This window comes from Streptomyces sp. NPDC057682 (assembly GCF_042799575.1).
In the GTDB taxonomy this organism is placed as follows: domain Bacteria; phylum Actinomycetota; class Actinomycetes; order Streptomycetales; family Streptomycetaceae; genus Streptomyces.
This window is the reverse complement of record NZ_JBHVIN010000025.1, coordinates 109978-133508: the sequence shown is the minus strand read 5'-3', so window position 1 is coordinate 133508 and position 23531 is coordinate 109978. Positions and strand designations below refer to the sequence as shown.

The following is a 23531-nucleotide window of genomic DNA, read 5'->3' as shown; positions in this document are numbered from 1 at the left end:
CGGTCAGCGGGTCGCCGCGTCGCCGTTCTCCGGGCGGTCGTCGCCCGGTTTCAGCGGAGGCTCGGGGCTGTCCGAGGGCCCCGGTTCGGTCGACGGCTGGGTGGGCGGCTCGCTCGTCGCGTCACCGGTGGGACTGGCGGGCGGGGTGGAGGCGGGCGACTGGCTCTGGGTGGGCGGGGTGCTGGCCGGCGGGGTGTGCGACGGGCTGTTGGACGGGGAGGCGTCGTCCGAGGGCGAGGTGGACGCGGACGGCGAGCTGGTGTCCGGTTCCGGGGAGACCGCGGCGCCCATGTCGGTGTCGAGGTCGAACTCGCTGGACGCGCCCATCGCCTTCGCGGTGTAGTCCGCCCAGATCTCGGCCGGGAAGGCGCCGCCGTTGACCCGGCCGCCGCCGCCCGCGCCCTTCAGAGTCACCTGGGCGCCCTTCTGGATCTTCTTGCCGTCGTCGTCGGTCCGGGCGAAGGCGGCCTCGCCGAAGAGGCCGACCGAGGTGACCAGGTCCGGGGTGTAGCCGGTGAACCAGGCGGACTTGTTGTCGTCCGAGGTTCCCGTCTTGCCGGCGATGTCCTGGTCGGACAGGCCCTCGGCACCGCGCACCGCGCGCTGGGCCGTACCGTCGTCGACCACACCGGTGAGCACGGAGGTCACGGAGTCCGCGGCCTGCCGGCTGATCACCTGGTCGCCGATGGCGGCGGGCATCTTCACCGGGTCGTCGCCCTGGTGCACGGCCGATTTCACGATCTGCGGGGTGACCTTCTTGCCGTGGTTGTCGAGCGTGGCGTAGACCCCGGCCATGGCCATCGGGCTGGCGCCCATGGAGCCCAGCGTCTGCGCGGGCACGGCCTCCAGCTTCTCCACGTCCATGCCGAGCTTTCCGGCGGTCTCCAGCACGTTGTCCATGCCGACGTCGACGCCCATCTGCGCGAAGACGGAGTTGATGGACTTGTTCATCGCGGTCTGGACGGTGACCGGGCCGTAGTCCTGGTCGTCCTCGTTCTCCGGGGCGAAGTGCTGGTCGATGCCCTCGACGGGCCGCTTGCTGGTGCCGTCGTAGCGGGTGCTCGCGGTGATCGGCTCCCCGTCCTGGGTCTCCGACTCCTCGTCGAGCGCGGCGGCCAGGATGACGGGCTTGAACGTGGAGGCGGGCTGGTAGTCCTTGCGCTCGGCGTTCGACACCCAGTGCTCGTTCTGGCCGCGCCCGCCGTACAGGGCGACCACCGCACCGCTCTTGCGGTCCACGGAGACCGCGCCGGCCTGGATGTCCTGGTCGAGCTTGCGCTTCTTGGTGTCGAGATTGTCGTTCAACCGCGTCTGGACCGACTTCTCCAGCTGCGCCTGCTTCTTCTTGTCGATGTTGACCGTGATGGTCCAGCCGCCGAGGTCGAACTGGTCGCGGGTGAGGCCGGTCTCCTTGAGCACGGCGTCCCGGGCGGCCTCGACGATGTAGCCCTTCTGACCGGAGATGCCGTTGCTGGGCCTGGGCTCCTTCGGGATGGGGAACTTGAGGCCGCGGCGCATGCTCGCGTCCAGCCAGTCCTCCTCCACCATGTTGTCCAGCACGTAGTTCCAGCGCTCCTGGACGAGTGCCTTGCCGCGCGGTCCGGCGACGGCCCAGTCGTACTGGCTGGGGGCCTGGAGCAGGGCGGCGAGGTAGGCGCCCTCGGCGACGTTCAGGTCCTTGGCGTCCTTGTTGTAGTACGCCTGCGCCGCGGCCTGGATGCCGTAGGCGCCCCGGCCGTAGTAGCTGGTGTTGATGTAGCCGGCCAGGATCTCCTTCTTGCCCTTCTTCTGGTCGACCTTGAGCGAGATCACCAGTTCCTTGAGCTTGCGGGTGACCGTCTGGTCCTGGTCCAGGTAGTAGTTCTTGACGTACTGCTGGGTGATGGTCGAACCGCCCTGCTTGCCCTTGCCGGAGAGGGTGTTCAGCAGGCCGCGCGCGGTGCCTTTGAAGTCGACGCCCTTGTCCTGGTAGAAGGACTTGTTCTCGGCGGCGACGAAGGTCATCTGGACCTCCTTGGGCACCTGCGCGAGGTCGACGATCTCCCGGTTGACCTCGCCCGTCCTGGCCAGCAGGGTGCCGTCGGAGTACTTGTAGATATTGCTCTGCAGCTTGGCCTGGGCGTTGCCCTCGGGCACGTCCACGAGCATGTAGAGCACGGCGAAGGCGCCCATGGCCATGAGGCAGAGGGCGAAGGCCGTCCCCAGCATCTTCTTCCAGGTGAAGAGTCCGCGTATGCCGCCGCTCCTCCCGGCCCGCCGCGCTCCGCGCCGCTGGGCTCGTCGCGCATCCGCTCGACCCATCGCTGTATTGCTCCCGCTTCTCTGCTCACCGGATCAGCTCGGACCTGCCAGCTAACACCGTCGGGACGGTGAAAATGCGAGCGATCCCGCATTTTCCGGACGTGACAATCAGCACCCGTCCTCAAGGGAACCGACTCACGAGAGGTGCGCAGGGTTGCGAGAACCGTTAATGTGTAATCACATTGCTAGCGAACGGCTAGCCACCTGAAACGGGGGATTCCATGACCGGTCCGCTCAACCCCGACACGCCCGACACCTCTCCCGCCGACCTCGCGCCGGATGCGCCCGAGATGCCGGAACCGCAGGTCCGCGAGGTTCCGGCGCACAGCATCCCCGGCGGCCTCGGTCTGCTGCTGACCGTGATCGGCGTGGTCGTCGGCGTCTTCCTCGCGATCATCGGCGGGGTCATCGGGTCGAACGGGAGCAACGCCGTGGGCATCCCGGTGTGCGTGCTCGGCATCCTGCTCGCCCTCGCCTCGTTCTTCTGCATGGGCGGTGTGAAGATGGTCGCACCGGGCGAGGCCCGGGTGATCCAGCTCTTCGGCCGGTACGTGGGCACGATCCGCGCCGACGGTCTGCGCTGGGTCAACCCGCTGACCTCCAGCCGGAAGATCTCCACCCGGGTCCGCAACCACGAGACCGCGGTCCTCAAGGTGAACGACGCGTACGGCAACCCGATCGAGCTGGCCGCGATCGTGGTCTGGAAGGTCGAGGACACCGCCCAGGCGCTCTTCGAGGTCGACGACTTCCTGGAGTTCGTCGCCACCCAGACCGAGTCCGCCGTCCGGCACATCGCCCTGGAGTACCCGTACGACGCCCACGAGGAGGGCGGCCTCTCGCTCCGGGGCAACGCCGAGGAGATCACCGAGAAGCTGGCCGCCGAGCTGACCGCCCGGGTGCAGGCCGCCGGGGTCCGGATCATCGAGTCCCGCTTCAGCCACCTCGCGTACGCCCCCGAGATCGCCTCCGCGATGCTCCAGCGCCAGCAGGCCGGGGCGGTCGTGGCGGCCCGTCAGCAGATCGTCGAGGGCGCGGTCGGCATGGTCGAGATGGCGCTCACCCGGATCGCCGAGCAGGACATCGTCGAGCTGGACTCCGAGCGCAAGGCGGCCATGGTGAGCAACCTCATGGTGGTGCTGTGCGGCGACCGGGCGGCGCAGCCGGTCCTCAACACGGGCACGCTCTACCAGTGACCGACGAGCCCCCGCGGCGCCCCGCGCCGCCGTCCGGGCCGCAGCGGCGCAAGCAGATGCTGCTGCGGCTGGACCCGGCGGTGCACGACGCGCTGGCCCGCTGGGCCTCGGACGAACTGCGCAGCGCCAACGCGCAGATCGAGTTCCTGCTGCGGCGGGCGCTCGCCGAGGCCGGCCGGCTCCCCGGCGGCGCGGCGCCGATCGCGCGCCGGGGCCGCCCGCCGAAGCGCCCGGAGCCGGAGCCCCCGGACCGGGAGGCCCCCGGCCGGGACTGACCCGACGCGGGGCGCCGGCCGGCCCGACGGGGGCCGGACGGCCCCCGCCCCTCGGTATACATGGCAGGTATACACACGGTGTACAGTCCTCCCCATGTCTATCGGCCACACCCTGCTCGGGCTCCTGGAGTCCGGGCCCCGCCACGGTTACGACCTCAAGCGGACCTTCGACGAGAAGTTCGGGCACGACCGCCCCCTGCACTACGGGCAGGTCTATTCGACGATGTCCCGGCTCCTGAAGAACGGCCTCGTCGAGGTCGACGGCGTGGAGACCGACGGCGGCCCGGAACGCAAGCGCTACGCCATCACCGACGCCGGGATCACCGATGTCGCCACCTGGCTCGCGCAGCCCGAGAAGCCGGAACCGTACCTCCAGTCGACCCTGTACACCAAGGTCGTCCTGGCCATGCTCACCGGCCGCAACGCGGCCGACGTGCTCGACGCCCAGCGCTCCGAGCACCTGCGTCTGATGCGCATCCTCACCGACCGCAAGCGCAAGGGCGATCTGGCCGACCAGCTGATCTGCGACCACGCGCTGTTCCACCTGGAAGCCGATCTGCGCTGGCTGGAACTGACCGCGGCCCGGCTGGGCCAGCTCCGGAAGGTGGTGGCCCCGTGATTCCCGACGGCTCCCTGCTCAGCGCCCGCGATCTGCGCAAGACCTACGGCTCGACCCCCGCGCTCGACGGGGCCTCGTTCTCCGTCCACCCCGGTGAGGTCGTCGCCGTGATGGGCCCCTCCGGCTCCGGCAAGTCCACCCTGCTGCACTGCCTGGCCGGGATCATCACCCCGGACTCCGGCACCATCACCTACGCCGGCCGCGAGCTGTCCGCGCTCTCCGACGCCGAGCGCAGCGCCCTGCGCCGCAGCGATTTCGGCTTCGTCTTCCAGTTCGGCCAGCTCGTCCCCGAGCTGACCTGCGTGGAGAACGTGGCCCTGCCGCTGCGGCTGAACGGCACCCGCCGCAAGGCCGCCGAACGCACCGCCCTGGAGTGGATGGAGCGCCTGGAGGTCGACACCATCGGCGACAAGCGCCCCGGCGAGGTCTCCGGCGGCCAGGGCCAGCGGGTCGCCGTGGCCCGCGCGCTCGCCGCCTCCCCGAAGGTGATCTTCGCGGACGAGCCGACCGGCGCCCTGGACTCCCTCAACGGCGAACGCGTCATGCAGCTGCTCACCGACGCCGCCCGCTCCGCCCACGTGGCCGTGGTCCTGGTGACCCACGAGGCCCGTGTCGCCGCCTACTCGGACCGTGACATCACGGTCCGCGACGGCCGCGCCCTCGATCTGGAGCACACCGGATGACCCTGCTCGACCGGTCCCGGACCACCACCCCCTCGGCCCCGGAGCGCCCCACCCGCGTCCCCGTGGTGCTGCGCGATCTCTGGCTCGGCATCCGCTTCGCCGCCGGCGGCGGACGCGAGGGCTGGATACGCACCCTGCTCACCGGGCTCGGCGTGGGCCTGGGCGTGGCCCTGCTGCTCACCGCCGCCTCCGTACCGCACATGCTGGACGAGCGCTCCGCCCGCGACCAGGCCCGCTCCGAGACGAGGATCTCGGAGTCCCCGGACGCCCAGGCGAAGAAGTCGGACACCTCGGTCCTGCGGATCGAGGCCAGCACCGAGTACCACGACCGCTCGATCACCGGCTTCCTGATGCGCGCCGACGGCGCCCGTCCGGTCGTCCCGCCGGGCGTCCGCGCCTTCCCCGCCCCCGGCACGATGGTGGTCTCCCCCGCCCTCGGCAGGCTCCTGGACGACCCGGGCAACAAGCTGCTCAGGGAACGGCTGCCGTACGAGGTGACCGGCACGATCTCCCAGTCGGGCCTGCGCTCACCGGGCGAGCTGTGGTTCTACGCCGGCAGCGACACCCTGACGGGGGCGTCGGGCGGCCACCGGATCTCCGGCTACGGCAACCCCGGCCCCTCCGATCCGATGCCGCCGATCCTCATCGTGCTGAGCATCATGGTCTGCGTGGTGCTGCTGGCCCCCGTGGCCATCTTCATCGCCACCGCCGTGCGCTTCGGCGGCGACCGCCGCGACCGCCGGCTCGCCGCGCTGCGCCTGGTCGGGACGGACATCCGCTCGACGCGCCGGATCGCCGCGGGCGAGGCGCTGTTCGGCTCGGCGCTCGGTCTGCTGATCGGGGTGCTGCTGTTCACGGTGGGCCGTGAGTACGTCGACCGCGTCGAGGTCTGGGACGCCAGCGTCTTCCCGTCCGACCTCTCCCCCGACACCCGGCTCGCGCTGTTGATCGCGGTCGCGGTCCCGCTCACCGCCGTGCTCGTCACCCTGACGGCGATGCGCTCGGTGGTCATCGAACCGCTCGGCGTCGTCCGCAACGGCCGCAGCCGGGGGCGCCGGATCTGGTGGCGGCTGGCCCTGCCGGTCGCCGGGATCGGGGTCTTCGTCGTCAACGGCAAGGTCGAGGAGTACGGCCCGGTCAATCCGTACCCGGTCGCCGGGGGCGCGGTGCTGGTCCTGGTCGGGCTGGCCCTGCTGCTGCCGTGGCTGGTCGACGCCCTGGCCGGACGGCTGCGCGGCGGTCCGGTGCCCTGGCAGCTGGCCACCCGCCGGCTCCAGCTGAGCAGCGGTGCGGCCTCCCGCGCGGTCAGCGGCGTCACCGTCGCGGTGGCCGGTGCGGTGGCGCTCCAGATGCTGTTCGCGGCGATGAACGACGACTTCAACAAGATCACCGGCCAGGACCCGTCCCGCGCCCAGTTCTACGCGGCCTCCGAGATCGTCCGCGGAGACGCCGCCCTGCGCTCCATCAAGGAGTTCCGGGCCACCCGGGGCGTCACCAAGGTGATCGGCACGGTCGAGGCGTTCGCCACCAAACCCGGGAAGTACGGCGACGACGACATCCAGCCCACCACCTCGTTCACCGTCGGCGACTGCGCGACGCTGCTCGAACTGGCCCGGATCACCTCCTGCCGGGACGGCGACACCTTCGTCTCGCACCCCAAGGACAAGGAACAGGCCGGCTGGGTGGACCAGACCGCCCGCAAGGGCAAGGTCCTCGAATTCGACAGCTACGGTTCGGGCAAGCCGCTGCACTGGACGCTGCCGGCCGACGCCCGCACCGTCCCCGCCCGGACCGATCCGTACGGCGAGGAGCGCTCGGGCATCCTGGTGACGCCCGGGGCGATCGACGCACGGACCCTGCCGGGGGCCCGGACCATCGTCCAGGTCCGCGTCGACGAGAGCGTCCCGGAGGCCGCGGAGTACGTCCGCAACACCGCCGCGCGGCTCGACCCGGGGATGCGGCTGGTCACGCTCAACTCGGTGGAGCGCGACCGGCAGTACGCCAGCATCCAGACCGGCCTCCAGGTCGGCGCGACCGCGACCATGCTGCTGATCGCCGCGTCGATGCTGGTCTCCCAGCTGGAGCAGTTGCGCGAGCGCAAGCGGCTGCTGTCGGTGCTGGTCGCCTTCGGCACCCGCCGGTCCACGCTCGCCTGGTCGGTGCTGTGGCAGACCGCGATCCCGGTGGCCATCGGGCTGGTGGTGGCCGTGGCCGGCGGTCTGGCGCTGGGCGCGACGCTGTGCTGGATGGTGGACAAGCAGGTGTCCGAATGGTTCCTGTTCCTGCCGATGGCGGGGGTGGGCGGGGCACTCATCCTGCTGGTCACGCTGTTGTCGCTGCCGGTGCTGTGGCGTCTGATGCGGCCCGACGGGCTGCGCAGCGAGTAGTCCCGGCGCGACAGCCGGCCGGAGCCCGGTTCAGCTCCGGCCGGCCGTCGCCACGCGGACCGGCAGGGCCGTCATCGCCTCGCGCAGCGCCGCGGCGAACTCCTCGAACTCCTCGTGCCGGGCGGTCCCCGTCCGCATCCCCAGGGCCACCCGCCGCGCGGGCGCCGGGTCGGCGAAGTACGCGGTGACCAGGGCCTCGTTGCGGCCGGTCTCCACGGTCACGGCGGTGCGCGGCAGCAGCGTCACCCCGAGCCCGCCGGCGACCAGCTGCACCAGGGTGGAGAGCCCTGCGGCGGTCGTGGTGACCGGGGCTCCCTCGGTGCGTCCGGCCTCGCGGCAGATGTCGAGCGCCTGGTCGCGCAGGCAGTGCCCCTCGTCGAGCAGGAGCAGCGGCAGTTCCCGCAGGGCCTCGCGCGGTATGTCCTGCCGGCCGCCGAGCCAGTGGTCGCGCTCCATGACCAGGACGAAGTCCTCGTCGAAGAGCGGGAGTTCGGTGACGCCGGGCGCGCCGAGCGGGACGGCGAGCAACAGCAGATCGAGCCGCCCGGCGGCCAGCCCCTCCAGCAGCGAGGCGGTCTGCTCCTCGTGCACCTGGAGGTCGAGGTCCGGGTAGCGCTCGTGGACCAGGCGCAGCACGGTGGGCAGCAGATACGGGGCGACGGTGGGGATGACGCCGAGCCGGAGCACCCCGGTGAAGGGTGCGCGGACCGCCTCGGCCTCCTCCATCAGCTCACCGACGCAGGCCAGCACCGCCCGTGCCCGCACCGCGAGCCGTTCGCCGGCCGGCGAGAGCAGCACCTTGCGCGTCGTACGCTCGATGAGCTGGACACCCAGTGCCTCCTCCAGCGCGGAGACGGCGCCGGAGAGCGCGGGCTGACTCATCCCGATCGATGCCGCCGCGTCCCGGAAGTGCAGATGCTCCGCCACGGCCGCGAAGGCGCGCAGCTGCGAGAGGCTGGGTTGTTTGGGCCGGTTGCCCGGTATGGACTGGGCCACTGATAGGCACCTCCGATCATCACGACCGAGTGTAGCTATTTCCGCGATCAATGCACTCTGTGCCAAGGTGGAGACCGTCCAACCCTCAGGAAGTCCCCCAAAAAGGGTCTTCCTACGCTGCAAGGAGAGCGCGTGCTCACTGTCGGTGACAAGTTCCCCGAGTTCGACCTGACCGCTTGTGTCTCGCTGGAGAGCGGCAAGGAGTTCGAGCAGATCAACCACAAGACCTACGAGGGTCAGTGGAAGGTCGTCTTCGCGTGGCCGAAGGACTTCACCTTCGTGTGCCCCACCGAGATCGCCGCGTTCGGCAAGCTGAACGACGAGTTCGCCGACCGTGACGCGCAGATCCTCGGCTTCTCCGGTGACTCCGAGTTCGTGCACCACGCCTGGCGCAAGGACCACCCGGACCTGACCGACCTGCCCTTCCCGATGATGGCCGACTCGAAGCACGAGCTGATGCGCGACCTCGGCATCGAGGGCGAGGACGGCTTCGCGCAGCGCGCCGTCTTCATCGTCGACCCGAACAACGAGATCCAGTTCACGATGGTGACCGCCGGTTCCGTGGGCCGTAACCCCAAGGAGGTCCTGCGGGTCCTCGACGCCCTGCAGACCGACGAGCTGTGCCCGTGCAACTGGACCAAGGGCGAGAACACCCTCGACCCGGTCGCGCTCCTCTCGGGCGAGTGAGCTGATCCGACCATGGCTCTCGACGCACTCAAGTCCGCCATACCGGACTTCGCCAAGGACCTGAAGCTCAACCTGGGCTCGGTCATCGGCAACAGCGAACTCCCGCAGCAGCAGCTCTGGGGCACCGTCCTGGCCTGCGCGATCGCCTCGCGCTCGCCGAAGGTGCTCCGGGAGCTGGAGCCGGAGGCGAAGGCCAACCTCTCCGCGGAGGCGTACACCGCCGCGAAGTCGGCCGCCGCCATCATGGCGATGAACAACGTGTTCTACCGGACCCGGCACCTGCTGTCGGACCCGGAGTACGGCAACCTCCGGGCCGGTCTGCGGATGAACGTGATCGGCAAGCCGGGCGTGGAGAAGGTCGACTTCGAGCTGTGGTCGCTCGCCGTCTCCGCGATCAACGGCTGCGGCCAGTGCCTGGACTCGCACGAGCAGGTGCTCCGCAAGGCCGGCGTGGACCGCGAGACGGTCCAGGAGGCCGTCAAGATCGCCGCGGTGATCCACGCGGTCGGCGTGACCCTCGACGCCGAGGGCGTGCTCGCCGAATAGCAGTACCCCGTACAGGAGAGGGGCCCCGGACGACCGACCGTCCGGGGCCCCTCTCCGTCGTCCGCGCGGGTCGGCTCAGCGCGCCTTCGGCGGCTCCGCCGCGGGCTCCTCGTCGCTGCCGTCGTCGATGTCCTCGGGCGGCGAGCCGGGCGCCGGGGTGGGAGCCGTGTCCAGGGCCGTGGCGCCGTGCGGCGGCGGCGAGTTGCGCAGCGCCTCCTCCTGCCCGTACGCCCGCAGATAGCCGACCACGGTGTTGGTGACGGCGACCAGCGGGACGGCGACGACCGCGCCGCCGATTCCGGCGATCATGCCGCCGGCGGCGACGGAGAGCACCACGGCCAGCGGATGCACCCGCACCGCGCGTCCCAGGATGAACGGCTGGAGGATGTGGCCCTCGATCTGCTGCACCGCCAGGACCACCACGAGCACCATCAGGGCCGTGAAGACGCCCTCGGTGACCAGCGCGACGACCACCGCGAGCGCCCCGGAGACCACCGCCCCGACGAGCGGGATGAAGGCGAACAGGAAGATGAACACGGCCAGCGGCACGGCCATCGGCACATTGAGGAAGTAGATCCCGAGCCCGATGAAGATCGCGTCGATCAGCGCGACTATGACGGTGCCGCGCACATAGGCGGTGAGGGTCCGCCAGGCACGCGGTCCGGCCCCGGCGACGCCCGGCCGGGCCTGGGCGGGGACCAGTTTGAGCACCCAGTGCCAGATGCGCTTGCCGTCGTAGAGCAGGAAGAGCGTGGAGAACATCGCCAGCAGCATCCCGGTGAGGATCTCCACCATGACGGTGACGCCCTGGAGCCCGGCGGAGGTGATCGCCTCGGTGTTGGTGCCGACCGTGTCGCTGAGGTTCTTCGCGATGTCGTTGATCTGTTTGTCGGTCACATGGAACGGGCTGTCCAGCAGCCAGTTCTTCAGATCGTCGATCCCGGTCCGCACCTTGTCGGAGAGGGTGTCGATGTTGTCCATGACCTGCCAGACCACGAACCAGCCGACCAGGCCCATGATGACGAAGCCCAGGACCGCGGTGACCGCGGTGGCCAGGCCGCGCGGCAGACCGTAGCGTCTGAGCCGGGCGACGGTCGGCTGGAGCATCGCGGTGACGAGCAGCGCGGCGACGAAGGCCAGCACCACCAGCTGCACCGCGCTGATGACCCGCATCAGCACCCAGAGCGTGCCGGCGAGGACGAGCAGCCGCCAGCCCGCCTCGGCCGCGACGCGCATCCCCCAGGGAATGGCGGCGACCGGATCGGGGCGTGCCGTGACGGCGGGGGCGTACGCGGGCGGCGGCGGCACGGTGTCGGCGGCGACGGCGGCCTTCGCGGGCGGCGGTCCGGGATCGGACAGTCCGCCGGACGGGGTCACGTCCTCGTCCTCGGCCCGCCGTTCCTCCAGGCGCTCCCCCAGCCTGGTCAGTTCCGCACCCAGTTGTCCGAGCCACCCCGGCAGTTTCGACATTCGGTTCCTCTACCCCCGTCCGCTCTCCCCACCGCTCCCCGGGAACGGCTCCCCGACCGTACACGCGCGAAGCCCCTCACCGTAGGACGGTGAGGGGCTTCGTGAGGTTGAGAGCGGAACCTCGCGGGGTTCCTAGTACCAGTGGTTGGCCTGCCAGAAGGACCAGGCACCGCACGGGCTGCCGTAGCGGCTGTCCATGTAGTTGAGGCCCCACTTGATCTGGGTGGCCGGGTTGGTCTGCCAGTCGGCACCGGCGGACGCCATCTTGGAGCCCGGCAGCGCCTGGACGAGACCGTAGGCACCGGAGGACGGGTTGCTCGCCCGGTAGTTCCAGCTCGACTCGTGGTTCACGATGTTGCTGAAGCACTGGAACTGGTCGCCGGGGATCATCTGGCGGGCCATCGCCTGGACTTCGGCCACGGTGTACGAGCCCTGGGAGGCGAACGAGGAGGCGCTGCGGACGGAGGACCGGCTGGCGCGCTCGGCGTCCTCCTTGGCCTTCCGGTCCTTCTCCAGCTTCTCCTCGGCCGCCGCCTTCTTGGACTTGGCGTCCTTGGCGGCCTGCACACGGGCGGATTCCTCGGCGGACTTCTTCGCCGCCGCGTCGGCCGCGGACGCCTGGGCGTCGGCCTGCTGCGTCAGGGAAGCGGTCTGCACCTGGGCCTGCTGGCCCGCGGGGATGTCTGCGAGCAGCGTGGTGTCGGCTGCGGTCGCCTCGAAGTTGTTGTCATCGGCAGCGGGAGTGCTGCCCGACGCAACGCCGACGACGGCGCCTACGGTGGTGACCGCGGTGGCGGATGCCACGGCGAACCCCCGGACCGAAATCCGGCTCACACGGTGTCCTTCCAGCATCGCCCGCTTAGGTGACCTCGCGGGCGCAATCGTGCCCCTGGCACTGGCCTCCCTACTGCTTGGGTCACGGGAGGCACGGGCCCGGTGGGCGACTCCCCGGAGGGAGCGCCGCGTGGTGCTCGCGGGCGGCATACGGACGGCGATTGTTGAGTTGTGTGGTGCGTGGCGCCTGTGGAGGTGCCGGTGTGCCGTATGCGGGGCCTGACGGAAGCAAGACTCTGCCGGAACGTCCCGTCGCGAAGCAATTCTCTCCTGCGTGTGAAAGCTCACACCTCGTTTGGAGCACGTGAATCGAGGAAAAGGTGCCGCAACACGACGCCGCCCGGCTAGGCTCTTCGGCCCGCCGGGCGGCTCAACGCGTGCAAGGCGTATCAGATCTGGACGTCCTCCAGCATTTCGGTCACCAGTGCGGCGATACGGGAACGCTCCGAACGCGTGAGCGTCACATGGGCGAAGAGCGGATGCCCCTTCAGCTTCTCGACGACGGCGACCACACCGTCGTACCGGCCGACCCGGAGGTTGTCCCGCTGGGCCACGTCATGCGTGAGCACCACCCGGGAATTCGCCCCGATCCGGGACAACACGGTCAGCAGGACGTTCCGTTCGAGGGACTGGGCCTCGTCCACGATCACGAACGCGTCGTGCAGCGACCGGCCCCGGATGTGGGTGAGCGGCAGGACCTCCAGCATGCCGCGCCCCAGCACCTCCTCGATCACCTCGCGGCCCGAGACCGCCGAGAGGGTGTCGAAGACCGCCTGGGCCCAGGGGCTCATCTTCTCGGCCTCGCTGCCGGGGAGATAGCCGAGCTCCTGCCCGCCCACCGCGTACAGCGGCCGGAAGACCATCACCTTCTTGTGCTGGCCGCGCTCCAGCACCGCCTCCAGGCCGGCGCAGAGCGCCAGCGCGGACTTCCCCGTGCCGGCCCGGCCGCCGAGCGAGAGGATGCCGACCTCCGGATCCAGCAGGAGGTCCAGGGCGATGCGCTGCTCGGCGCTGCGGCCGTGGATGCCGAAGGCCTCCCGGTCGCCGCGGACGAGCCGCACGTTGCCCTCTGCCGTCACCCGGCCGAGCGCCTTGCCCCGCTCGGACTGGAGGACCAGCCCGGTGTGGACGGGCAGTTCGGCCGCCTCGGGGACGTACAGCGTCTCCTCGGAGAAGAGCAGGTCCACCTGCTCCCCGCTGAGGGTGAGCTCGGACATGCCGGTCCAGCCGGATTCGGTGACGGCCAGCTCGGCGCGGTACTCCTCGGCGAGGAGGCCGACGGACGAGGCCTTGATGCGCAGGGGCAGGTCCTTGGAGACGACCGTGACGTCGTACCCCTCGGCCTGGAGATTGCGTGCGACGGCGAGGATCCGTGAGTCGTTGTCCCCCAACCGGTAGCCGGCGGGAAGGACGCCGGGATCGGAGTGGTTGAGTTCGACACGGAGCGTCCCGCCCAGGTCCCCCAGGGGGATCGGGGCATCCAGCCGGCCGTACCGGACCCGGAGGTCGTCCAGCAGGCGCAGGGCCTGGCGGGCGAAGTACCCGAGTTCGGGGTGGTGCCGTTTGGCCTCCAGCTCCGTGACCACGACGATCGGGAGCACGACCTCGTGCTCGTCGAAGCGGGTCAGGGCGTTGGGGTCGGCCAGCAGGACGCTGGTGTCGAGAACGTAGGTGCGCCGGTCGGGCATGCGGCGCTTTGTGCTGGTCACCACGGAAGGACGTACCCCCTCGGACGAGGTTGGGGTGCGACGGCGTCGCGGAGCATCCCAAAGGGAGAGGACGGACCGGGCTCCGGCCACCTTGCGCGGGCCGAGCGCCGGCCCTCCGCGTCAGCCGCACTGTATGTACGGTCCTTCGTGTGCAAAGGGCCTCCCGGGCGAGCGGACTGGGAGCCGCTCACTTGGACACGACGTCCGCCTGGTTGGCGACCGGACGTCGACCTGTCTGGGGTATGCCCTCGAACGCGCCGTGCCATGCCGATCCGGCCGCGTCCGGACGAAGAGGTTCAGCCGCCGTAGCGGCGGTGACGGGCGGCGTAGTCGCGCAGCGCCCGCAGGAAGTCGACCCGGCGGAACGCCGGCCAGAAGACCTCGCAGAAGTAGTACTCGGAGTGCGCGCTCTGCCAGAGCATGAAGCCGGAGAGGCGCTGTTCGCCGCTGGTGCGGATCACCAGGTCGGGGTCGGGCTGGCCCCGGGTGTAGAGGTGCTCGGAGATCAGGTCGGTGGAGACGATCTCGGCCAGGTCCTCGAACGAGGTGCCCTTCTCGGAGTGCTCCAGGAGCAGGGAGCGCACGGCGTCCGCGATCTCCTGGCGGCCGCCGTAGCCCACGGCGACGTTCACCAGTATTCCGTCGACCCCCACCGTGGCCTCTTCGGCCTCCTTGAGGACGGTCTGGGTGTGCGCGGGCAGCAGGTCCAGGGTGCCGACGTGGTGGACGCGCCAGCGGCCGTCGGCGACCAGGTCGCGCACGGTGTTCTCGATGATGCCGAGGAGGGGGATCAGCTCCGACTCGGGCCGGTCGAAGTTGTCCGTGGAGAGCATCCAGAGCGTGACGACCTCGACGTCGGTCTCGCTGCACCAGCCGAGCAGTTCCTTGATCTTGTCGGCACCGGCCTGGTGCCCCTGCGCGGCCGTGCCCCCGGACGCCTTCGCCCAGCGCCGGTTCCCGTCGAGGATGACTCCGATGTGCTTGGGCACCTGGGCGTGATCGAGGCGGGCCTCCACCCGGCGCGCGTAGAGCCCGTACACCAGGTCGCGCAAGTTCACTGAGTCCACCTCTCGGTTCCGTGCGGGGCCGCCCGCCCCTGTGCCCCGGGCTGCCCCCTGGGGATCGGATCGCCGCACCGGAAGGGGGCCGTCGCCCCGCCGTGCCGTGGCAGTCCCGAAGCCGCCACATTACTGCGCGGGCGCCGCACCGGCCCAACCCGGGCTGTCACAAGTCCGTGATAAGGAGTGAAACGTGACTGATTCCTCCTCCCCCTACACGGCCGCCGGTGACCGGTACGACTCCATGGAGTACCGCCGCACCGGCCGCAGCGGCCTCAAGCTCCCGGCGGTCTCCCTCGGCCTCTGGCACAACTTCGGCGACGACCGCACGCTGGACTCGCAGCGCGCCATCCTGCGCCGCGCCTTCGACCTCGGTGTGACCCACTTCGACCTGGCCAACAACTACGGGCCGCCGCCCGGCTCCGCCGAGCTGAACTTCGGGAAGATCTTCGCCCAGGACTTCGCGCCCTACCGGGACGAGCTGATCGTCTCGACCAAGGCGGGCTACGAGATGCACCCCGGCCCGTACGGCGAATGGGGCTCCCGGAAGTACCTGCTGTCGTCGCTGGACGCGTCGCTGCGGCGGATGGGCCTGGAGTACGTCGACATCTTCTACTCCCACCGCTTCGACCCGGACACCCCGCTGGAGGAGACGATGGGGGCGCTGGCCTCCGCCGTGCGGCAGGGCAAGGCGCTGTACGCGGGGGTGTCCTCGTACACCTCCGCGCAGACCGCCGAGGCGGCCCGGCTGCTGAAGGAGATGGGGGTGCCGGCCCTGATCCACCAGCCGTCCTACTCGATGATCAACCGCTGGACCGAGGACGACGGGCTGCTGGACACCCTGGAGACGGCCGGCATGGGCTGCATCTCCTTCGTGCCGCTCGCCCAGGGGCTGCTGACCGGGAAGTACCTGAAGGGCATTCCGGAGGGCTCGCGGGCCACCCAGGGCAAGTCCCTGAACCCGGACCTGCTCTCGGACGAGGTGGTGCGCCGGCTGAACGGGCTGAACGCCATCGCCGCCCGCCGGGGCCAGTCGCTGGCGCAGCTGGCCCTCAACTGGGTGCTGCGCGACCCGCGTATGACGTCGGCTCTGATCGGGGCGTCGAGCGTGGCGCAGCTGGAGGAGAACGTCGCGGCGCTGTCCGGGCCGGAGCTGTCCGCCGCTGAACTGACGGAGATCGACACCTTCGCCGTGGACACCGAGGGCACCAACATCTGGGCCGGGCGGAGTTAGGGCACAAAAAACGGGCCGGTCCGTGGGGGGGGTTACGGACCGGCCCGAGGGGGGGTTTCCACCATAACCCTTCGTAAGTGATGCTGCGTGCCACGGCGCGAAATAATTACTCTCCGAATGTGCGGGACTGCGCTGCGGACACAGAATCCGGCCTTCCGCACCCCTCCGAACTGCACGGACGTCCCCGGGCGCCGTATTGACGCCCGATCCGCTCCCAGGACGTACACAGGATGTGCACATTCCGCGTGCCGGTACGTTCCCGGTTATGACTCCACGCCGCACCACCGTGTCCTGGAACGGGGCGAACGCCCGCCGGATGGCCCGTCAGGGGCTGACGGACCCGCTGACGGCCGGACCGGACGGGATCGTCGCGGTGATGCCCGCCGCGCAGGCCCAGATCCTGTCGGCCGCCGAACTGTCCGTGGGACTGCGCGGGCGCGGGCTGACCCGGGCCGGTGTACGGGCGGCGCTGTGGACGGACCGCACCCTGGTGAAGACCTTCGGGCCGCGCGGCACCGTGCATCTGGTCGCGGCGGCCGATCTCCCGATGTGGACGGGCGCCCTGTCCGCCCTTCCGGCGGGGCTCGGCGGTCAGCCGGAGGGCGTCCGGATGAGTCCGCGGGAGACGGAGACCGTGCTCGCCGCGATCGGTGACGCGCTGACGGGTGCGGAGCTGACGGTGGACGAGCTGACGGACGCGGTGGTGGAGCGGGCGGGGGCGTGGGCGGGCGAAGAGGTGATGCCCGCCTTCGGGACGATGTGGCCGCGCTGGCGGCAGGTGACCCATCTGGCGTCCCACCGGGGGCTGCTCTGCTTCGGCCCGGACCGCGGCCGCAAGGTCACCTACACCCGCCCCGACGTCACCCCGCTGGACGGACCGGCGGGCGTGGCCGCGCTCGTGCGCCGCTATCTGTACGCGTACGGGCCCGCCGCCCCGCAGGACTTCGCCCGCTGGCTCGCCGCGCCGAACCGCTGGGCCGCCGAGGTCTTCGACCGGGCGGCGGCGGCCGGGGAGGCCGAGGAGGTCGTCCACGAGGACGGCACGGCGGCGTGGGTGGTGGCGGGCGACACCGCGTTTCCCGAAGAGCCGGTGCGCGGGGTGCGGCTGCTCCCCTACTTCGACGCGTTCGTCATCGCCTCGCAGCCGCGCGCCCGGCTCTACCCGGGGGCCGCGTACGAACGGGCGCTGGCGGGCGGTCAGGCGGGGAACTTCCCGGTGCTGCTGGTCGACGGCGTGGTGGCCGGGGTGTGGCACCAGCGCCGCTCGGGGCGGCGGCTCGCGGTGACGGTGGAGCCGCTGTCCCCGCTGACGGGCGGCCGGCTCCGGGAGCTGGACGAGCAGGTGGCCCGGGTGGGCGAGGTGGGCGAGGCCCGGCCGGAGCTGACGCTGGGGGCCGTGACGGTGGGGCCGCACGCGTAGGCGTGGCTCCCGGTCAGTTCGTGGCGGGTGCGCCCCGGTGGCCCCGGGTGAAGCGGAGGGAGACCGTGTCGCCGCCCGTCACCACGAACCGGCCGCCCTCGCAGTGGATGACGGCCTCCTGGACCGCGCCCCACGCGTCCGCGCGCTCCTCGGTGCGCAGCACGGTCCAGCCGCCGTCGGGCGGAGGGGTCAGCGAGGCCAGGGGGGCGTACGTCCACTGGGCGGCCGGCACGCACCAGGCGGGCAGGTCGGGCCAGGTGCCGGCGCCGATGTGCAGGCTGCCGTCGGAGGCGCAGGTCAGCAGCACGGACTGGCCGTCCAGGAGCAGGAAGGCGACCGCCTCGGGCTCGCCCATGGGCCCTTCGGGCCGGTAGAAGATGCCGAGCACACCGACGATCCGGGCCCCCGCGAGCCATTCGGAGCCGCCCTGCCTCGCGCCGCGTACCGCTTCCCCGCCGTTGCCGTCCGTCATCGCGCGCTCCCTCCCCTGGGGACCAGGGTGCCACTCTTCGGGCCCGGGGAGGGGCGCGCCCGCTCACTCGGTGGTGCGGGTTTTCCCAGGGACGCCGGTCCGCCCCGGCCGGCGGGCCTCGATGAGGAAGCGGGTGGTGTGGGCGACGAACGGCCCCTCGGTCTCGATGCGGTGGTGCAGGGCCTCCAGCCGGTCGCGGTGGGCGTCGACGGTGAAGCCGGGCACCATCCAGATCACCTTGCGCAGGAAGTAGACGACGGCCCCGATGTCGAGGAACTCGGTGCGCAGCCGCTCCAGCTGCAGATCGACGACTTCGAGGCCGGCGGCCTCGGCGGCGGCGCGGGCCTCTTCCGGGTCGCGACGGCCCCGTACTTCGGGCGGCTGCGGCCCGAGGAAGAACTCGACGAGTTCGAAGACGCTGGCCGGGCCGACCTGCTGGGAGAAGTAGGTGCCGCCGGGGGTCAGGACGCGGGCGATCTCGGACCACCAGGTGGTGACGGGGTGGCGGCTCACCACGAGGTCGAAGGCGTTGTCGCCGAAGGGCAGCGGGGGTTCGTCGGTGTCGGCGACGACGACGGCGCCACGGGGGTGCAGGAGGGCGGTGGCGCGGGCGACGTTGGGCGGCCAGCCCTCGGTGGCGACGGTCAGCGGCGCCAGCTTCGGCGCGGAGGCCAGCACCTCGCCGCCCCCGGTCTGGATGTCGAGCGCGGCGTGCGCCCGGCCGAGACGTTCGGCCATGGCGCGGGCGTAGCCCCAGGAGGGGCGTTCCTCGGTGGCCCGCCCGTCGAGCCAGGAGAAGTCCCACCCGGCCACGGAGACGGCGTCGGCCTCGGCGACCAGGGTCTCGAAGCGTTCCCTGCTGTCCGGGGTCAGGGCGGTCCGTGCGGGGCGGGAGGCGTCGGGGCTGTCGGTCATACGCCGCATCGTCGCAGCCGGGCGCGGACGCCCGCGACCGCGTTTCGCGGCGGCGCGGGACCGGCCGTCAGGCGGCGAGTGCGCCGAAGAGCAGGCCGAGCAGCGCACCCGCGATCATGAACGGGCCGAACGGGATGCCGGTCTTGCGCCCGGCGCGCCGCATGATCACGAGCACCAGCCCGTACAGCGCGCCGAACAGGAACCCGGCGAACCCGCCGGCGAACACGACCGCCCAGCCGTACCAGCCGAGCGCGACGCCCAGCGAGAGGGCGAGTTTGACGTCGCCGAAGCCCATGCCGTTCGGGTTGATGAGGAAGAGGACGAAGTAGAAGGCGCCGAGGGAGGCTCCGCCGAGGAGCGCGGAGAGCCAGCTGCCCGCGTGCTCGGGCAGCAGGGCGGCGGCGCCCAGGAGGACGGCGGCGGCGGCCGCGGCCGGCAGGGTCAGCTGGTCGGGCAGCCGGTGGACGCGTCGGTCGATGGACGCCAGGAGGACGCCGACGGGCGCGAGCAGCAGCCAGACGGCGAGTTCGGGGCGGGTGCCGGTGGCCGCGGCGAGGGCGGCGCAGCCGAGGGCGGTGACGACGGGCGCGAGGAGGCGCGGGGCGTAGCGGCCGTCGCGGCGGGGGGCCTCGGGTGTCCCGTCCGCGTCCTCGGGAGCCGCTTCGGCGTCCCCGGCCGGTTCCCCGGCGGCGGGCACGTCCGGTGCGGGGGCGGCGGCGGTGGTGCGTACGGCGATGGCCGCGCCCACCTCGGCGCAGGTGGCGCAGCGGGTGGAGCCCAGCCAGCCCCCGGCGGGCCCGGTGAGGGCGTGGCCGGCGGGGCAGGTGTCCCGCCGTGCCTCCTCCGGTTCGACGGAGAACCGGTAGGCGGCGCGCGGGACCAGCAGTCCGGTCGCGGCCCCCCAGAGGGCGGCGACCCCGATCAGGATGGCGTACACGTCATCGACCCTAGGGCGCACGCGGATACGGGTCATGGGCCCTGGGGCCCACTGCGGGCCGATACGGGCCCAGAGGCCGTCACGTGGCGCTACCGTCATGGCCATGGCTCGATGGCGCAATGGAACAGGAACGCTGACGATCACGGACGGGGACCGGGAAACGGAGGTGCCGCTGAGGATCGCGGCCTCGTACCGGCACCGGGCCCGGGGGCTGCTCGGGCAGGACGGGGTGGACGGGGCGCTGATGATCACCCCGTGCGGGAGCGTGCACTCCTTCCGCATGCGGTTCACGATCGATGTGGCGTATCTGGACCGGAAGTTCACCGTGGTGGCCGTGCACACGATGAAGCCCGGCCGGCTGGGGCTCCCCCGGCTGCGCGCCCGCCACGTGATCGAGTCGGAGGCCGGTGCGATGGCGGCCTGGGGGCTGCGGCCCGGCACACGGGTGCGGATCGAGCAGAACGGCTGAACGGGGGCCCCGCGCGGGCCCGGTGGACGGGGCGCGGGGTTGGGACCCTGGGCCCAAGACGCCGCGCCCATGGCCCCGTAGGGTCGAAACCATGCCATTCATGGGGGAGTTGCGTCGCCGGGTCCGGCGCGGGGTGCCGCGCACCAGTGTGCGGTTGCCGGGCGCGCGGCTGCGCGGGCGCCGGGACCGGGGCCAGGGTGCTCTGGAGTACGTCGGCCTGACCCTGGTCGTCGTCGCGATCGTCGGCGCCCTGATGGCCACCGGTGTCGGCCCCGATCTCGCGAAGAAGTTCGGGGTCGAGATCTGCAAGGTCACCGGCGGCGGGAACTGCGGTGGCGGGGGCGGCGACGAGGCCGGCGGGAACAACGGCCCCGGCCAGGGCGATCCCGCCTCGGACACGAACCCCGACGGGTCCGCCAAATCACCCGAGCAGATCGCCTACGACCAGGCGCTCAAGGACCTCCAGGACGCCCAGGCCGAGGAGAAGTCCAACGGCGACAAGGCCCTCGAAGCGGCCAAGGAGCTGGCGAAGATCCTCGCCGACGAGCTGGGGATCACGGACGCGCTGGACTGCATCACCAAGGGCGACATGGGCGCCTGCACCGAAACCCTCGTGAACATCCTGCTGAGCCTCATCGGCGGCGCGGTCGGGAAACTCGCCGCGAAGTACGGGGCGCCCTGGAAGTGGAAGAAGGCCTACAAGCTCATCCAGTCGCTCAAGAAACACGGCGGCGACCTCTACGACGGCCTCAAGGGCCTCATCAAGAGCAGAAAGAAAGTCAAGGACGCCGAGAAGGCCCTCGAAGACGCCGGCAAGAAACTCGACGACGTCAAGAAACCCAAGAAGCCGGACGAGAAGAAGCCCGACGAGAAGAAGCCGACCACCTGCGCGGTCAAGCACAGCTTCCTCGCCGGCACCCGGGTCCTGCTGGCCGACGGCCGTACCCGTGCCATCGAGGCGGTCCGCCCCGGCGACCGGGTGATCGCGACCGATCCGGTGAGCGGACGGACGGTGGCGCGCCGAGTCGAACGGTCCATCACCACGTACGACGACAAGCACTTCACCCGGCTCACCGTGCTCGCCGGCGGTGTCCCGGCCCGGCTCACCGCCACGGACACCCACCCCTTCTGGGTCAAGGGCGACGCCGGCTGGACGGACGCGGGCGACCTGGTCCGCGGGGACGCCCTGCGCACCGAGACGGGCGGCACGCTGACGGTCACCGGCATCACCCGGTACACCCAGCGGCAGACCACGTACGACCTCACCGTCGACGGCATCCACACCTATTACGTGGGCATCGGCCGGGCGAACGCACTCGTCCACAACAACGACTGCGACATGTCGCCGGACGAGGTCAAGGCGGCGAAGGAGCCGAAGGTCGGCGAAGGGGACCCGAAGAAGTTCAAGGACCACTTCCAGCGGCACAAGAAGCTGATCGAGGACGCGCTGGGCACGAAGTACAAGAAGCTCAAGGAGGACGGCCCGCGGTTCCGTCAGGACATCGCGGACGCGATCAAGCGGGGCGACTTCCAGCTGGTCGGCAAGGGCACGTTGAAGAAGGGCGAGCCCGAGGGGCTGATCTATCGTGGCAAGGGCGTGACCGTCGTCCTCAAGGAGAACGGTGACTTCTGGACCGCTCTCAAGAGCGGCGAGGGCATGGACACCGGCATTCAGATCACCAAGAAGGTGCCCACGCCGTAGCCCCGCCCCCGGGCGGGCACGGTGTGCGGCGGAAGCGGGAGAGCGGACATGAGCGGCTGGCGTACGGCCGAGGAGGCACTGCGCGACCACCCCGTCCGCGACGTCCTCGTCCCGGGGTTCCTGGACCGGGACGACGACGTTCCCGAGGTCCGGCCGCAGCCGCTCGTCGTCTGGCTGCGGCTGGACGAGGGGCTGCTGCGGTTCGCGTCGGCCGGCCAGTTCGACCGGCTGGAGGCCGAGGCGGCGGACGGTTTCGACTGGAGCGACGTCGAACTGCTCGCGGACGCGGAGGACGAGGTCGTCGTCACCCGGTGCGGGGAGCAGCTCTTCGGCGACGGCCGGGACGAACTGCGCTGCACCGCGCTGCGGGTCTACCGCGCACCGGGCGCCGCCCCCGGGGTCTGCACCTGTCTCGCCCTGGACTTCGAGGGCGGCCACACCCTGTTCCTCGACCCGACCTGGACCTTCGGCATCCGGGTCGGCAACGCGGCGGACGAGCGGCGCTGGCGCGAGCTGTACGACGAGGCGGGGACGGCGCTGGCGGCCGAGGTGTCACCTGCCGCGGCGGACGGCTGACTCCGCCGCACCGGCACGCGGACACGGCTGCGGCCCGGCACCCCGGAATCGGGGGGTGCCGGGCCGCAGCCGCGTGGGGTTCACGGGGCGTCCGCCGTGCGGCGGACCGCCCGGATCCGGGCGGCCGGGACGCGGGCTCAGGGCAGTTTGGCGGCCTGGGCGGCGACCAGATCGGCCGGGAGCTCGGGGGTCCTGCCGCCGATGAAGTCGGCGACGTAGAACGTGACGACGGTGGAACCGGTCCGCACCAGCTGGAAGACCAGCGGCACCTTGTCCCCCTCGATGCTGCCGGTCACCTGATAGGCGATGCTCTCCTGGCCCGCCGGGGCGAGCGGGAGCTGCTTGACCTCGCTGTACGTGGACGGGCCGTCCTCGCCCGACGTACGGAAGCCGCCCGCACAGGCCCGGACCGCGTCCCGGACGTCGCGCATGAGCTGCCGCGCCCCGTCCCTGGGGTGCGAGGTGAGGATCTCGGTGACGACGGTCTGGTCGTCCTTGCCCTCCTCCGCCTTGTCCATGACGGTCCGGAAGACGGTGGCCGCCGGGGCGGGCTCGGGTGCTCCGTTGATCACGGCGACGAGCGGCCGGCACTCCTTCTTCTCGGAGCGCTCGGTGCCGGTCTCGTCGCCGCCCTGCATGGGGGTGACCTCGTACGTGCCGGCCTCGCCGGTGGTGAGCGCCGCCGCGGCGAGTCCGGCCTTGTCGAGGACCTTGCCGCTGCTGGTGGGCGTCGAGGTGGGTGACGGGGCGGCCGCGGGCGAGGAGGCGGTGGCGGGCGAGGAGGCCGGCGCGCTCGTCCCGGCCGCCTTGTCGCCGTCCTTCCCGGACGGCTTGTCGTCCGGACCGCAGGCGGTGGCCGCGAGGCAGAGCACTGCCGTGGTGGCCGCCATGGCTGCCGTACGTGCCTTCATCACTGACCGCTCCTGACCGGCGGCGGTTCCCCGCCGACGCTGTTCCCCCACCCACGGACACCGCACGGTAACAACCCGGAGCCGCCGGGCGCTTGGGCCCACGGGCCCAACCCTTCGCGGCGAGCGGTCGCGGCCGG

22 protein-coding genes are annotated in these 23531 nt (G+C 71.4%); 12 read left to right on the top strand and 10 right to left on the bottom strand.

The window, feature by feature from the left end:
• Nucleotides 1–3: 3 nt before the first annotated feature.
• On the bottom strand, nt 4–2301 hold the full coding sequence (locus ACFVDM_RS35370) for a transglycosylase domain-containing protein (RefSeq protein ID WP_383650458.1): 2298 nt from the start codon (nt 2299–2301) through the stop codon (nt 4–6).
• A 221-nt stretch (nt 2302–2522) separates the two neighbouring features.
• On the opposite strand from ACFVDM_RS35370, the gene ACFVDM_RS35365 reads away from it, so the two are divergent.
• The 5 genes from ACFVDM_RS35365 to ACFVDM_RS35345 all read left to right on the top strand — a co-directional run bounded on the left by ACFVDM_RS35365 (nt 2523) and on the right by ACFVDM_RS35345 (nt 7458).
• Nucleotides 2523–3494, top strand: coding sequence for an SPFH domain-containing protein (locus tag ACFVDM_RS35365; protein WP_383650456.1), 972 nt, complete (start codon nt 2523–2525; stop codon nt 3492–3494).
• Entirely contained in the window at nt 3491–3769 is a 279-nt protein-coding gene (locus ACFVDM_RS35360) for a hypothetical protein (RefSeq protein ID WP_383650454.1), read from the top strand. The genes ACFVDM_RS35365 and ACFVDM_RS35360 overlap by 4 nt, the downstream gene beginning before the upstream one ends.
• Before the next feature lie 94 nt (nt 3770–3863).
• Nucleotides 3864–4388, top strand: a complete 525-nt coding sequence (locus ACFVDM_RS35355) for a PadR family transcriptional regulator (RefSeq protein WP_383650450.1) — start codon at nt 3864–3866, stop codon at nt 4386–4388.
• Nucleotides 4385–5071, top strand: coding sequence for an ABC transporter ATP-binding protein (locus ACFVDM_RS35350; protein WP_383650447.1), 687 nt, complete (start codon nt 4385–4387; stop codon nt 5069–5071). The genes ACFVDM_RS35355 and ACFVDM_RS35350 overlap by 4 nt, the downstream gene beginning before the upstream one ends.
• Complete coding sequence (locus ACFVDM_RS35345; RefSeq protein ID WP_383650445.1) at nt 5068–7458, top strand: ABC transporter permease; 2391 nt, start codon at nt 5068–5070, stop codon at nt 7456–7458. The genes ACFVDM_RS35350 and ACFVDM_RS35345 overlap by 4 nt, the downstream gene beginning before the upstream one ends.
• Before the next feature lie 30 nt (nt 7459–7488).
• On the opposite strand, the gene ACFVDM_RS35340 is transcribed toward ACFVDM_RS35345, so the two are convergent.
• The gene (locus tag ACFVDM_RS35340; protein WP_383650443.1) at nt 7489–8454 is read right to left on the bottom strand and encodes a hydrogen peroxide-inducible genes activator; all 966 of its coding nucleotides are present in this window, start codon (nt 8452–8454) and stop codon (nt 7489–7491) included.
• 132 nt (nt 8455–8586) lie between these two features.
• Between ACFVDM_RS35340 and ACFVDM_RS35335 the strand changes: the two genes are divergently transcribed.
• Together ACFVDM_RS35335 and ACFVDM_RS35330 are read left to right on the top strand one after the other, a co-directional pair.
• The gene (locus tag ACFVDM_RS35335; RefSeq protein ID WP_164636257.1) at nt 8587–9141 is read left to right on the top strand and encodes a peroxiredoxin; all 555 of its coding nucleotides are present in this window, start codon (nt 8587–8589) and stop codon (nt 9139–9141) included.
• 12 nt (nt 9142–9153) lie between these two features.
• Entirely contained in the window at nt 9154–9687 is a 534-nt protein-coding gene (locus ACFVDM_RS35330) for an alkyl hydroperoxide reductase (RefSeq protein ID WP_383650440.1), read from the top strand.
• A gap of 75 nt (nt 9688–9762) precedes the next feature.
• Here ACFVDM_RS35330 and ACFVDM_RS35325 read toward each other — a convergent pair whose 3' ends face one another.
• The 4 genes from ACFVDM_RS35325 to ACFVDM_RS35310 all read right to left on the bottom strand — a co-directional run bounded on the left by ACFVDM_RS35325 (nt 9763) and on the right by ACFVDM_RS35310 (nt 14758).
• A complete protein-coding gene (locus ACFVDM_RS35325; protein WP_383650437.1) occupies nt 9763–11157 on the bottom strand; it encodes an AI-2E family transporter in 1395 nt (464 codons plus the stop codon).
• Between the two features lie 132 nt (nt 11158–11289).
• Entirely contained in the window at nt 11290–11991 is a 702-nt protein-coding gene (locus tag ACFVDM_RS35320; RefSeq protein ID WP_383650435.1) for a transglycosylase SLT domain-containing protein, read from the bottom strand.
• Between the two features lie 389 nt (nt 11992–12380).
• Entirely contained in the window at nt 12381–13703 is a 1323-nt protein-coding gene (locus ACFVDM_RS35315; RefSeq protein WP_383650433.1) for a PhoH family protein, read from the bottom strand.
• A 293-nt stretch (nt 13704–13996) separates the two neighbouring features.
• Nucleotides 13997–14758, bottom strand: coding sequence for an isoprenyl transferase (locus tag ACFVDM_RS35310; protein WP_383650431.1), 762 nt, complete (start codon nt 14756–14758; stop codon nt 13997–13999).
• Nucleotides 14759–14951: 193 nt separating this feature from the next.
• Here ACFVDM_RS35310 and mgrA point away from each other — a divergent pair, with 193 nt between their 5' ends.
• Together mgrA and ACFVDM_RS35300 are read left to right on the top strand one after the other, a co-directional pair.
• Entirely contained in the window at nt 14952–15992 is a 1041-nt protein-coding gene (mgrA, locus tag ACFVDM_RS35305; protein WP_383650429.1) for an L-glyceraldehyde 3-phosphate reductase, read from the top strand.
• A gap of 265 nt (nt 15993–16257) precedes the next feature.
• Nucleotides 16258–17412 carry a winged helix DNA-binding domain-containing protein gene (locus ACFVDM_RS35300; RefSeq protein ID WP_383650426.1) on the top strand — a complete coding sequence of 385 codons (1155 nt, stop codon included), beginning with the start codon at nt 16258–16260 and terminating at the stop codon, nt 17410–17412.
• 13 nt (nt 17413–17425) lie between these two features.
• On the opposite strand, the gene ACFVDM_RS35295 is transcribed toward ACFVDM_RS35300, so the two are convergent.
• From ACFVDM_RS35295 to ACFVDM_RS35285, 3 genes are all read right to left on the bottom strand, one after another.
• Nucleotides 17426–17884: a hypothetical protein gene (locus ACFVDM_RS35295; protein WP_383650424.1), complete on the bottom strand. Its 459-nt coding sequence runs from the start codon at nt 17882–17884 to the stop codon at nt 17426–17428.
• A gap of 63 nt (nt 17885–17947) precedes the next feature.
• Entirely contained in the window at nt 17948–18799 is an 852-nt protein-coding gene (locus ACFVDM_RS35290) for a class I SAM-dependent methyltransferase (protein ID WP_383650422.1), read from the bottom strand.
• Between the two features lie 67 nt (nt 18800–18866).
• The gene (locus ACFVDM_RS35285) at nt 18867–19736 is read right to left on the bottom strand and encodes a prepilin peptidase (protein ID WP_383650420.1); all 870 of its coding nucleotides are present in this window, start codon (nt 19734–19736) and stop codon (nt 18867–18869) included.
• 97 nt (nt 19737–19833) lie between these two features.
• Between ACFVDM_RS35285 and ACFVDM_RS35280 the strand changes: the two genes are divergently transcribed.
• The 3 genes from ACFVDM_RS35280 (at nt 19834) to ACFVDM_RS35270 (ending at nt 22483) form a co-directional block, all read left to right on the top strand.
• Entirely contained in the window at nt 19834–20205 is a 372-nt protein-coding gene (locus ACFVDM_RS35280; protein WP_383650418.1) for a DUF192 domain-containing protein, read from the top strand.
• A 100-nt stretch (nt 20206–20305) separates the two neighbouring features.
• The gene (locus tag ACFVDM_RS35275; protein ID WP_383650415.1) at nt 20306–21907 is read left to right on the top strand and encodes a polymorphic toxin-type HINT domain-containing protein; all 1602 of its coding nucleotides are present in this window, start codon (nt 20306–20308) and stop codon (nt 21905–21907) included.
• A gap of 48 nt (nt 21908–21955) precedes the next feature.
• Nucleotides 21956–22483: a hypothetical protein gene (locus ACFVDM_RS35270; protein ID WP_383650412.1), complete on the top strand. Its 528-nt coding sequence runs from the start codon at nt 21956–21958 to the stop codon at nt 22481–22483.
• Between the two features lie 137 nt (nt 22484–22620).
• On the opposite strand, the gene ACFVDM_RS35265 is transcribed toward ACFVDM_RS35270, so the two are convergent.
• Nucleotides 22621–23394: a hypothetical protein gene (locus ACFVDM_RS35265; RefSeq protein WP_383650409.1), complete on the bottom strand. Its 774-nt coding sequence runs from the start codon at nt 23392–23394 to the stop codon at nt 22621–22623.
• Between the last annotated feature and the right edge of the window lie 137 nt (nt 23395–23531).

What these genes read in the sequence shown, in the direction of transcription:
- ACFVDM_RS35370 (WP_383650458.1), bottom strand. Translation starts at nt 2,301, where the DNA reads ATGGGTCGAGCGGATGCGCGACGAGCCCAGCGGCGCGGAGCGCGGCGG.
- ACFVDM_RS35365 (WP_383650456.1), top strand. Translation starts at nt 2,523, where the DNA reads ATGACCGGTCCGCTCAACCCCGACACGCCCGACACCTCTCCCGCCGAC.
- ACFVDM_RS35355 (WP_383650450.1), top strand. Translation starts at nt 3,864, where the DNA reads ATGTCTATCGGCCACACCCTGCTCGGGCTCCTGGAGTCCGGGCCCCGC.
- ACFVDM_RS35345 (WP_383650445.1), top strand. Translation starts at nt 5,068, where the DNA reads ATGACCCTGCTCGACCGGTCCCGGACCACCACCCCCTCGGCCCCGGAG.
- ACFVDM_RS35330 (WP_383650440.1), top strand. Translation starts at nt 9,154, where the DNA reads ATGGCTCTCGACGCACTCAAGTCCGCCATACCGGACTTCGCCAAGGAC.
- ACFVDM_RS35325 (WP_383650437.1), bottom strand. Translation starts at nt 11,157, where the DNA reads ATGTCGAAACTGCCGGGGTGGCTCGGACAACTGGGTGCGGAACTGACC.
- ACFVDM_RS35300 (WP_383650426.1), top strand. Translation starts at nt 16,258, where the DNA reads ATGACTCCACGCCGCACCACCGTGTCCTGGAACGGGGCGAACGCCCGC.
- ACFVDM_RS35295 (WP_383650424.1), bottom strand. Translation starts at nt 17,884, where the DNA reads ATGACGGACGGCAACGGCGGGGAAGCGGTACGCGGCGCGAGGCAGGGC.
- ACFVDM_RS35290 (WP_383650422.1), bottom strand. Translation starts at nt 18,799, where the DNA reads ATGACCGACAGCCCCGACGCCTCCCGCCCCGCACGGACCGCCCTGACC.
- ACFVDM_RS35280 (WP_383650418.1), top strand. Translation starts at nt 19,834, where the DNA reads ATGGCCATGGCTCGATGGCGCAATGGAACAGGAACGCTGACGATCACG.
- ACFVDM_RS35275 (WP_383650415.1), top strand. Translation starts at nt 20,306, where the DNA reads ATGGGGGAGTTGCGTCGCCGGGTCCGGCGCGGGGTGCCGCGCACCAGT.
- ACFVDM_RS35270 (WP_383650412.1), top strand. Translation starts at nt 21,956, where the DNA reads ATGAGCGGCTGGCGTACGGCCGAGGAGGCACTGCGCGACCACCCCGTC.
- ACFVDM_RS35265 (WP_383650409.1), bottom strand. Translation starts at nt 23,394, where the DNA reads ATGAAGGCACGTACGGCAGCCATGGCGGCCACCACGGCAGTGCTCTGC.